This is a genomic window from Streptomyces sp. NPDC054961, assembly GCF_053609145.1.
This window is the reverse complement of sequence record NZ_JBSGWY010000077.1, coordinates 7,472-17,364: the sequence shown is the minus strand read 5'-3', so window position 1 is coordinate 17,364 and position 9,893 is coordinate 7,472. Positions and strand designations below refer to the sequence as shown.

Below are 9,893 nucleotides of genomic sequence, written 5' to 3'. Positions count from 1 at the left end.
CCGACCACTGCTCATCAGAAAGATCCCCACGCCCCACACCATGATCATCACAGCGTGAGGCGTGGACCGGAACCCCTACCTAAAACACGGCCTAGCGGGTGCGGCCCGCCTTCAGGTCGTCCGGGCGAGCGTGATCGGCATCGGTGCGCTGCGGGTGGGGTCCGGCGGGGCCCGGGTCGGCGGGTGCGCCGCGGCGGGTCCACAGGAGGGCTCCCGCCACCAGGACGGCGCCTCCGAGCAGCCAGGGCAGCGGGCCGGCCGGAAGGACGCTGATGACGAGGCCGGTGAGGGCTCCCGCCAGTTGCAGGGTGAGGGACTGCACCGACAGTGCGGTGGCCCGGCCCGCCCGGGTGACGCGGCGGTGCAGGATGTCGTTCTCGCTCGGCCCCGCGGCGCCGAGACCCAGGTAGACCAGGCCGTAGCCGACGGCCGCGAGGATCAGGGAGCCGGCCCCCGTGGCGGCCGCGGTGGCACCGAGCAGCAGCAGACCGCTCGCCCCGGCGCCGAGGCCCGCCAGGACGGCGCGCTCGCCGCTTCCCGCGAGCCGGGCGGTCAGCGGTGCGAGGTGGCTGCCGACGGCGGAGCAGACGAATCCGGCGCAGGCCAGTGCGGCGAAGAGCACCGCGCCCGACTCCGACGCACCGGTGAGGGCCGCGGCACGGCCGGGTGTGAGCAGTTCGAGCGCGGCCAGGGCGCTGCCGGCGGCCCCCGCGCTGAGGAGGATACGGCGGACCAGAGCGTCGCGTCCGCCCAGGCGCAGTCCGTCCGCGACGGCGGCCGGTACGCCTCGCAGGACGTCGCGCAGTGTGGTCGGCGGCCGGGGCGGCTCCACCAGGGCGCTCAGGACGTAGAGCACGAAGGCGATCTCGACGACTGCGCCCAGGAGCGGCGGGGCGGAAAGGGGCAGCACCAGTCCGGAGGTCGCTTCGCTGAGCCGGGCGCCGGCGTCGGGGCCGAGCCCGAGCAGCCAGGGCAGGGCCCCACCGGCCAGGGTTCCCACGGCGAGGGCGGCGGACGTCGCGGAGGATCCGCGGGCGAGTCCCGTGCGCAGTTCGGTGTCGGGGCCGGACTGCGCGTGGACGGTGTCGACGTACCAGGCTTCGGCCGGCCCGCTGGACAGGGCGCGGCCTGCTCCGATCAGGGCCATGCCGAGCCCGAGCAGCCAGCCCGTGGTGCCCAGGGCCACGAGGGTCAGGGCGGTCAGGTTCAGGACGCCGGCGGCAGCGAGGACCGCGCGGCGTCCCAGGACGTCGGAGAGGCCTCCGGTGGGCAGTTCCAGCGCGGCGGCGGTGAGGGAGTGCGCGGCGAAGAAGCCCGCGATGGCCGTCATGGCCATGCCCCGCTCGGTGAACAGCAGGACGAGGGGGGCGATGGTCAGCCCCAGCGGCAGCCAGAACAGGACGCAGACGATGACGTAGCGGCGGCGTGCGGTGCGCAGGTCCAGCGGCGCGGTCACGACGCGTCCTCGGTCCCGGTCGGGGTGGGGGCGGCGGTTCCCGGTTCGGCGCGGGAGTCGTGCGGGGCCAGGGGCAGCCCGGCGGTGAGGAGCACGACCCGCGCGGCACGCGGGTCCTCCGCGTCGCGGGTGGTCAGTTCCTTCAGTTTCCGGTCGAGCGCGTCCCAGAGTTCGGTGAGCGACTCGGGGGTCAGACGGGGCATCATGTCGCTGATTCCGGAGGGCTCCACCCACTCCGGGCCCAGCCTCCCGTCGGCGACGTCGGCCTCGTGCCGGGAGAGGGAGGCCTCCAGGTGTTCGACCTGGGCCCTGCGCGACAGGGTGAGCCAGGCGCGGCTGCCCGGGGTGGCTTCCATGGCCTTGTTGCTCCAGGAGGTCACGGAGTGGACGGCCTGCCAGCGGCGCTCCCGCCCGTCACGGTGCTCGGCCTCGGCGACGAACGCGTACTTCGCCAGCACGCGCAGGTGATAGCTGGTGGAAGCGGACGACTCCCCGGTCCTGACCGCGAGTTCACTCGCGGTCGCCGGGCCGTCCTGCCGCAGCATCCCGAGCAGCCGGATGCGCAGAGGGTGCGTGAGGGCCTTCAGGGCGGCCGCGTCCTGCTCGGGATCGAGTACGCGTTGCTGCTCGTCGCTGATCATGACGGGAGGGTAGAACAGCCCGGAGACTTTCCAAAAGTATTTTTGCAGAAGTTCCTTGGGGAATCGATCCCCGCCCAGCGGCGCCCCCGCCCCACCTGTGACGGTGGCCACATCGCCCGCATCGGCGCCAACTCCGTGACGGAAACCACACCTGACCCCGCGGACCCCTCCCCGCACACCGCCCCTCCTGCGGAACCGGAAGATCACATCCGCCGCACACCGTGGCCCAAACGGTGCGATATCGGACAAATCTTCCATATCTCACATTGAGTCTTATTTCGTGTCACATGCCTCTTGATGGTGTGTCAGTCGCAAACGCGCGCGACATAATCGGGCGCCGTCGCCCCCGGGAGCGGTGGAGCCGTCGGGGCACCGGCCCACCCACCCCTCGGCAGATTTCCGTACTGGACCGATCCTCAAGGCGTTGCAGATGTCCCTGGCCCACCGCACCCGTCTCGCGACCCTGCTCACCGCACTCACCGTCGGTGCCGCGGGCGTGACGACCTGGGCCTACGGGTACGGAAGCACGCAGGAGGCGGCGGCCCTCGAGAAGGCCCTTCCGCCGAGTGTGACGCAAGGCACGGTCCTCCAGGTCGTCGCCCATCCCGACGACGACCTCTTCTTCATGAATCCCGACCTGAGCGGCTCCATATCGACGGGCGTCAAGGTCGCCACCGTCTACCTGACCTCCGGCGAGTCCGACGGCAGGAACGAGGCCCACAGCCCGCACCTCGAGGACCCGGCGCGCCCCGCCGACCGCGCCGCCTACGCGGAGGCCCGGCAGAACGGCATACGCGCCGCCTACGCGCAGATGGCCACCGGCGAGCGCACCAGTACCTGGCAGCGCAGGTCCGTGGTGACCGCCGGCGGGGCACACGTCGAGGTGGACGTCCTCACCGCCCGCCCCGAGGTCAGTCTGGTGTGGATGCAGCTGCGCGAGGCCCGCAGCATCTCGGGCGACAATCCGGACAGCCTGCGCGGCCTGTGGGACGGCAGGGTTCCCGCCCTGGGCTCCCAGCTGACCTCCGGGACACCGGTCAAGACCGCGTTCTCCTACACCAGGGACCAGGCCGTGGCAGCCATCGCGGACGTCTTCGCGATGTACCGGCCGACCACGATACGCACGCAGGACCCGACGCCGGGCCGGTCGCAGAGCGGCACCTTCCTGGACCACCAGGACCACATGTACGGCGCCCGCTTCGTGCAGGCCGCGGCCGAACGCTACGGGAAGTCCACGGACCGGCCGCACTTCTCGGTCCAGAACTACGTGAGCTACCCCAACAGCGCGCTGCCCCCGACGCTCGGCCCGCAAGCGGCCGAGGAGAAGCTCGGCTACCTCAAGACGTACGCGTGGACGGACCACCAGGACTGGTGCGGCAGTCCCGCCGGCTGCGGCGACCGCAAGACCGCCACCCGGCCCACCGGCGCCGGATGGAACCAGACCATCCGCTACAGCCGGGGCGACGGCACCTCCTGGATGACCGAGGGCGTCTCCGGCCGGCTGTGGGCCTTCGCCGTCCTGGACGGCGAGATGGCGTACTGGTCGCGCAGCGGCCCCCAGGACCCCTGGCAGGGACCCCGGTTCCTCCCGGGCACGGGGATCGACACGGGCGCGACGGCGGCGCGGCTGCCCGACGGCAGGATCGCGGTCCTCGCCACCCGCACCACGCTGGGTCCCACGCCCCAGGACTACGGCCGCGACCTCGTGTACGCGGTCCAGGACGCACCCGACGGCGCCTTCGGCCCGTGGCGGTCGCTGGGCACCCCGGACAGCGGCGACACCTCCTCCACCTCCGCGATCGGCGCACCGTCCGTCGCGGTCGACGGCACGGGCCGGATCACGGTGTACGTACGCGATTCCCGGCGCACCCTGCGCGCCCGCGCCCAGGCGGCCCCGGACGGCGCCTTCGGCGCCTGGCAGACCCTCGGCGGCACCGATCTGCAGGGCGACCCGGTCACCGCGACCGACGGGGCGGGACGGCGCTACGTCTACGCCGCGACGGCCCGGACGGTACTGGCCTGGGTCCAGCCGACCCCGGACGCCCCGCTCCGCGGCCCCCTCCCCACCGGGCTGCCGGCGACCACGGGACCGCTCTCGGCGAGCGGGCAGGACGACGGCGTCCGCCTGTACTTCCGGAAACCCGGCACCGGCACCGTCGGTACGAGCCTGACCACCGCGGGCGGCGGCGAGCCCGCGTTCCTTCCCGCCACCGAGGCGGGCGGCGAGGGCGGCTACGGCGCCGTCGGCGTCGCGGGCCCGCTCCTCGCGGGCCGCACCGGCGCGGGCACGGTCGGCGTGTCGGGGCCGGACGGTACACCGTCCTGGTACCCCTCGCAGATGCTCTACACGGGCGCACCGGCGGCCGTGGCCGGGCCGGGCGGCACGGCCGTCGCCGCGGCCCTCGGCCTGGATGCCGGCCTGCACGTCATCACGGTGCCCCGGTCCGGATCCGTGTCGGTCGGATCGCAACCGCCCTCCGCGCCGTGGCACCGGGCGGTCCAGGCCCCGACGATGGCGCAGGCCGCCCGTGCGGCCTCCCGGTGGCAGCGCTGACCTGAGCGGGCGAGGATGGCGGCCCCGGCCCCGCGGGGCCGGCGCCCCGGCCGCTCCCGTCCACCTCTCCACCTCTTCACCGCTCCACCTCTCCACGTGTCCACCGGCGATCGGAGCTCCCATGAATTCCTGCTCCACCGTGGGCGGGCGCGCGCGTCGGCGAACGGTCCGCGCCGTGGCCTCCGTCGCCGCGCTGGCCGCGCTCGCCACCGGATGCCGGAGCGACCCCGCGCCCGCCTGGGGGTATCCGGAGCTCCGGGCGACCCTGGGGTCGCTGTCCGCCGCCCTCGACGAGGGCTGCGCCGGCGCGTCCTGTGCCGACGACCTCGACCGGCTCCACGCCCTGGCGGAGCGCGCCTTCGCCGAGACCCTCGACCGCCGTCTCGTCGACGACGCGTACGTCGAGGCCAGGAACCGGGTGGACCGGGCGAGGCACCTCCGCCTCGCCGCCGCGGCACGGGCCCGCTCGCTGGGCGATCCGCACCACCCTCCCCTCGAACGGGCGCAGGAGGCCGAGAGGCTGGCCTACCGCCAGCTCCTGGACGCGCTGGAGAAGGTCCGCACCGCTCCCCCGCCGGGTGACGGCAGGGAACCCGTCTGAGTCCCGCCCCGGCCGCCGGACCCCTACGGCCGCAGGGGCGGGGTGGGGAGCTCCGTGCCGTCGAGGGCCACGAGGGACAGCAGGGTGATCGAGCCCGTCCAGGCGAGGGGAGCGACCGCGGCGGGCCTGCCCGCCGCGTTCACCTTCTCCGGCAGCTCGCCGAGCGAGTTCCTCTTCGAGAGGACCCAGTCCATGACGGGTCCGGCCTTGTCCGGCCGCCCCGTGGCCGCCCACGCGAGCGCGAACAGCGCCGTACTCGGCGTCCAGGCGGTCGCGCCCCAGGGCGCCGTGCGGTCGTTTCCGGGGGTCAGCCCCCCGTTGGGCAGGAGCAGCGCCCCGTACGTGGCGTCCAGCGCCACGGGCAGGCCGGCCGGGGCGGCGTTGAAGGGTGGCGCCATGAACGTCACCGCGCTGTCGTGCCCGTGGCGTCCGTCGGCGGTGCGCCGGTATCCGAGGGGGGCGAACCGCGCGGCGATCGCGGAGGAGAGCCGGCCGGCCGACCGGTCCCAGCGTGCGGCGTCGTCCGGCCGGCCGGCCTCACGGGCGAGGTCCGCGGCGGAGTTGAGCCCGGCGAGCAGTGGCGCGGCCGTCCCGATGGTCGTGGCGGACGGCATCAGCTCCCAGTAGTCGGGGGACGCCGGGGGCAGCCCGTCCTCCCGCAGCGACCCCGCCGCGTGGTCGGCCGCCTTGCGGATCATCGGGTAGAGGAGGCTCAGCCGGGCGCGACGGGTGGCCGCGGGGGCCGTCTGAAACCACTGCCAGGTGGCCCAGGGGACCCAGCCGTTGGCGTCGAGCTGCGGCCGCCTGCGGTCGGGCGGCCCGGAACCGTCGAGCTTCGTCCGCGCCTCCCAGGTGCCGTCCCCGCGCTGGGTCGCGGAGCTGTAGCGCAGGATCCGGTACGCCTCCGCGTCATGACCGGTGTGCGCGAACGCGGCGGCCGCGAAGCCGGAGTCCCGGGGCCAGGAGTAGTTCCAGCCCGGACTCCACCCGGCCGCCATGGCTCCGTTCGGCCGGAGCAGGGCGCGCAGGGCCAGGAGGGCCCGCTCGGCGGCCGCACGCTGCGCCGGCGACCTGCCCGGAACCCGGCCGGATGCCAGCCAGACGCGGCTCCGCGTGATCTGCCGCCAGGCCGGCGGATGGCCGAGGGTGACCACGACGGACGAGGTGCCGGCGTCGGGAAGGTACCTCAACCGGCCCGAGGCCAACCGCAGGACGCTGCTCCCCTCGACGTACCGCGCGCCCGTGGCGGCGGAGGGCGGAACGCCCTCGGCGGCCGTCGCGTTGGACAGGAGACCGACGGTGGGGGCGGCGCGCGCCGGCAGAGGGGCGTACCGGGGCTCGGCCCCCTCGCGGATCTGGCGGCCCGGGGACCCGACCGCCGGCGCGGGCACGGGCGGCGCCGTGCCGGTGCGCCGCACGGCGTGGCCGCCCGTGGCGCACACGGGAAGGGCGGCACTCGCCAGGGCCGCCGCGACGACCGCCCAGCGGCCGAACCGGACACCGGGCATCGTCACTCCCTCCGGCGGGGCCTCGTACGCGGACCCGCGTCCCCATCCTGGAAGAGCAGCGACCGCGCTGCCACGGCTCGGCCGCCGTCCGGATGAGCGAGGGGTCCGCGAGGGCCCCGGGGCACCGTACGCGAGCTGGCTCACCCGGGATGCCGGTGGCGGCGGGCCGTGCGCATCATGAGGGTCCGCGGGCCCTTCGGTCACCGCGGTCGGCGGGCGCGTCGGCCGCCTCACCGACCGGGCCCCGCTGCGAAGGGCTGGTACATGAGCACTGCTGCGGCCGAGTCCGAGGGCGGCCGGACGCCTTCCCCCGGGGCGGGCCGGGGACACGGCCGCCGCCCGTTCCCGCGCGGGCTCCTCCCGGCGGCCGGGGCGACGCTCGTCGCGGCGGCCGGAGCCCTGATCGCCGTCGGATGCTTCCTCGGTCTCTACCTGCGGCCCACGTCCGACGACTGGTGCGCCGCCTGGAAGGCCCGTGATCTGGGAGTTCTCGGGATCACGTCCGACTTCTACACCACCCAGAACGGCAGGATCGCCAACGCGTTCCTGAGCGGTGTCGTCTACGGTGACGGACTGGCCGGAACCAAGATCCTTCCGACGGTCATCGCCGTCTCCTTCACCGTCGCACTGGTGCTGCTGGGGCGTGCCTTCGTCCGGTTCCTCGGCGGCGGACCCCGCGTGCTGTTGCTGACCGCGTGCGCGCTCGTCGTGCAGGCGCTGGTCTACTTCGCGGGCCCCCGCAGCTATCAGGTGCTGCTGTGGGCGCCGGCCACGATCTCCCACACCGTCCCGAGCGTCATCGGCCTGTGGTCGCTCCTGCTGGCCCTGCGGACCGCCGACCATCCCCGTACCGGCGTCCGCGTGGCCGGATTCGCCTCGGCGTTCCTCATCGGCTTCGCGCTCGGGACCCTGAGCGAACCGTTCGCGCTCGTCAGCGGTCTGCTCGCCGGCGCGGTCGGGCTCCTGTGCCTGCCCCGCCTCGGCCTGGCACGGAACTGGCATCCGTTCACCTGGTGCCTGCTCTGGTGCGCCGGCCTGGTCTGCGGTCTGGTCGCCCTCTACACCTCCCCGGGCGCCCGCTGGCGGCGGGCCCAGCAGCCCGAGAAGGAGTCCCTGCTCTCCGCGGCCGGGCTGCGGGACGTCCTCGGGGACTGGCTGCGCATGTGGGATTCCGTCACCGGGCAGTGGGCCTACCTCGGAGCCGCCGCCGTCGGCGTGCTGCTGGGTCTGGCGAGCGCGCTACGCCGGCCCGCGCACCGGGAAGGCCCGCCGCGCCAGCCGCTCCCGCGCAGGGTGCTCATCGCCCTGCTGCTGCTCCCGGTGCCCGTGGTGGTGCTGGGTTCGCTCGCCGTGGTGGTGGGCCTGCGCAGCGGCTACGGCCCCAGCGGGTGGACGTACGCCCGGACGTGGACGAGTTACCTCGTGCCGATGGAACTGGCGCTCTGCGGCTACGGCGTGATGGTGGGCGCGAGGGGCGGCCGGCGGCTCCGCGGCCGCGGCCGCGGCGGCCGCGGCGCCGACGGGGTCCTCGTCGCGGGCGCCGTGACGGCGGGCGTTCTGGCCCTGGCCTCGGTGGCGGTGCTCGTCCCCGAGGTCCAGCGGCTCACGACGGCCACGGTCACCCGTTCCGTGGCCTGGGACGCCCAGAACGCCCGCATCCGGGCCGAAGCGGCCCGGGGCGCCACGGACGTGGCCTACCGGCCCCTGTACATCGGCAGTCTCGCCGAGCCGTTCTACACGGCGAACTACCAGCGGGACTGGGTCGCCGCCTGCGTGTCGAAGTGGTACGGCGTGGAGCGGATCCACCGCTTCTGAGCCGCGGCCGCGCATCCGACGGCCGGCGGCAAGGCCCGGCCGGGCGTACCGCGTTCGCGCAGGACAGCAGGTGACCCCGCGGGTCCTCCCGGCGGGGTCTCTGAGTACGCGTACTCATGCAGTGCGCGTACCGGGCGGGTCAGGGTGGCATGGAACCGCGCGGACGGGCGACGCTTACCAGCGCGTCGCATCCGGAGCGAACCCGGTCCGGCTGCCGCGTGGGTTGACGTACGTCATGACCGCCTCAGAAGGGGAACGCCTTGCGCACCACAGGACCACGCCCGTCCCGCCGTACCGCACTCGCCCTCGGCGCCGGCGCGGCGCTCGCCGCCGCCCTGCCCCTCGGCGGGACGGCGCACGCCTTACCCGCCGGGGACGGCGTCGCCTCGCGGCTGAGGGAGCTCGAGGAACGGCACTCCGCCCGCCTGGGCGTGTTCGCCCGCAACCTGCGCACCGGTCGGACGGTGGCGTACCGCGCGGACGAACGCTTCCCGATGTGCTCCGTGTTCAAGACGATCGCCGCCGCGGCCGTGCTGCGCGACCTCGACCACGACGGCGAGACCCTGGCCAAGCTCGTCCGGTACACCGCGCAGTACGTGGAGAAGTCGGGCTACTCCCCCCTCACCGGCACGGCCGAGAACCTCGAGAACGGCATGACCGTCGCCCAGCTGTGCGACGCGGCCATCTGCTACAGCGACAACACCGCCGGAAACCTGCTGCTCCGCGAGCTGGGGGGACCGACCGCCATCACCCGCTTCTGCCGCTCGATCGGGGACGGCAGGACCCGGCTCGACCGGTGGGAACCCGAACTCAACTCGGCGGAACCGTGGCGCGTGGGCGACACCACCACACCCCGCGCCATCGGCGGCACCTACGCGCGCCTCGTGCTCGGTGACGCGCTCGCACGGCAGGACCGGGAACGGCTCACCGGCTGGCTGCTCGCCAACACGACCAGCGGCGAGAGGTTCCGCGCCGGCCTCCCCGCCGACTGGATCCTCGCCGACAAGACCGGCGGCGGAAGGTACGGGGGGAACAACGACACGGGCATCGCCTGGACGCCGGACGGCACACCGGTCGTGCTGGCCGTCCTGACGACCCGGCACGAGGAGGACGCGCCGGCCGACCACCCGCTGGTGGCCGGCACCGCCGCGCTGCTGGCGGAGGAACTCGGCTAGGGCCTGTCCGCGCGTGCCGGTCGCGGCAACTCGCCGAGTACCGGGGGGGGGGGGGGGGGCGGGGCGCGCGCGGGCGGGGGGGGCGGGCGGCGGGGGGGGGGGGGGGGGGGGGGGGGGGGGGGGGGCTCGGGCCGGGGGGCCGC

7 protein-coding genes are annotated in these 9,893 nt (G+C 74.8%); 4 read left to right on the top strand and 3 right to left on the bottom strand.

Annotation, left to right across the window (positions count from 1 at the left end; genetic code table 11):
• Positions 1-91 precede the first annotated feature (91 nt).
• Complete coding sequence (locus ACWF9Z_RS35795; RefSeq protein WP_453609697.1) at positions 92-1,456, bottom strand: MFS transporter; 1,365 nt, start codon at positions 1,454-1,456, stop codon at positions 92-94.
• Positions 1,453-2,097 (bottom strand): ArsR/SmtB family transcription factor, encoded by a 645-nt coding sequence (locus tag ACWF9Z_RS35790; protein ID WP_453609695.1) that lies wholly within the window; start codon positions 2,095-2,097, stop codon positions 1,453-1,455. The genes ACWF9Z_RS35795 and ACWF9Z_RS35790 overlap by 4 nt, the downstream gene beginning before the upstream one ends.
• Positions 2,098-2,527: 430 nt before the next feature.
• On the opposite strand from ACWF9Z_RS35790, the gene ACWF9Z_RS35785 reads away from it, so the two are divergent.
• Positions 2,528-4,651, top strand: coding sequence for a PIG-L family deacetylase (locus tag ACWF9Z_RS35785; protein WP_453609694.1), 2,124 nt, complete (start codon positions 2,528-2,530; stop codon positions 4,649-4,651).
• 175 nt (positions 4,652-4,826) lie between these two features.
• A complete protein-coding gene (locus ACWF9Z_RS35780) occupies positions 4,827-5,252 on the top strand; it encodes a hypothetical protein (RefSeq protein WP_453609692.1) in 426 nt (141 codons plus the stop codon).
• A 23-nt stretch (positions 5,253-5,275) separates the two neighbouring features.
• On the opposite strand, the gene ACWF9Z_RS35775 is transcribed toward ACWF9Z_RS35780, so the two are convergent.
• Entirely contained in the window at positions 5,276-6,760 is a 1,485-nt protein-coding gene (locus ACWF9Z_RS35775) for a hypothetical protein (RefSeq protein ID WP_453609690.1), read from the bottom strand.
• Positions 6,761-7,024: 264 nt separating this feature from the next.
• Here ACWF9Z_RS35775 and ACWF9Z_RS35770 point away from each other — a divergent pair, with 264 nt between their 5' ends.
• Complete coding sequence (locus tag ACWF9Z_RS35770; RefSeq protein ID WP_453609688.1) at positions 7,025-8,575, top strand: hypothetical protein; 1,551 nt, start codon at positions 7,025-7,027, stop codon at positions 8,573-8,575.
• A gap of 260 nt (positions 8,576-8,835) precedes the next feature.
• On the top strand, positions 8,836-9,750 hold the full coding sequence (gene bla / locus ACWF9Z_RS35765) for a class A beta-lactamase (protein WP_453609686.1): 915 nt from the start codon (positions 8,836-8,838) through the stop codon (positions 9,748-9,750).
• The last annotated feature ends 143 nt before the right edge of the window (positions 9,751-9,893 follow it).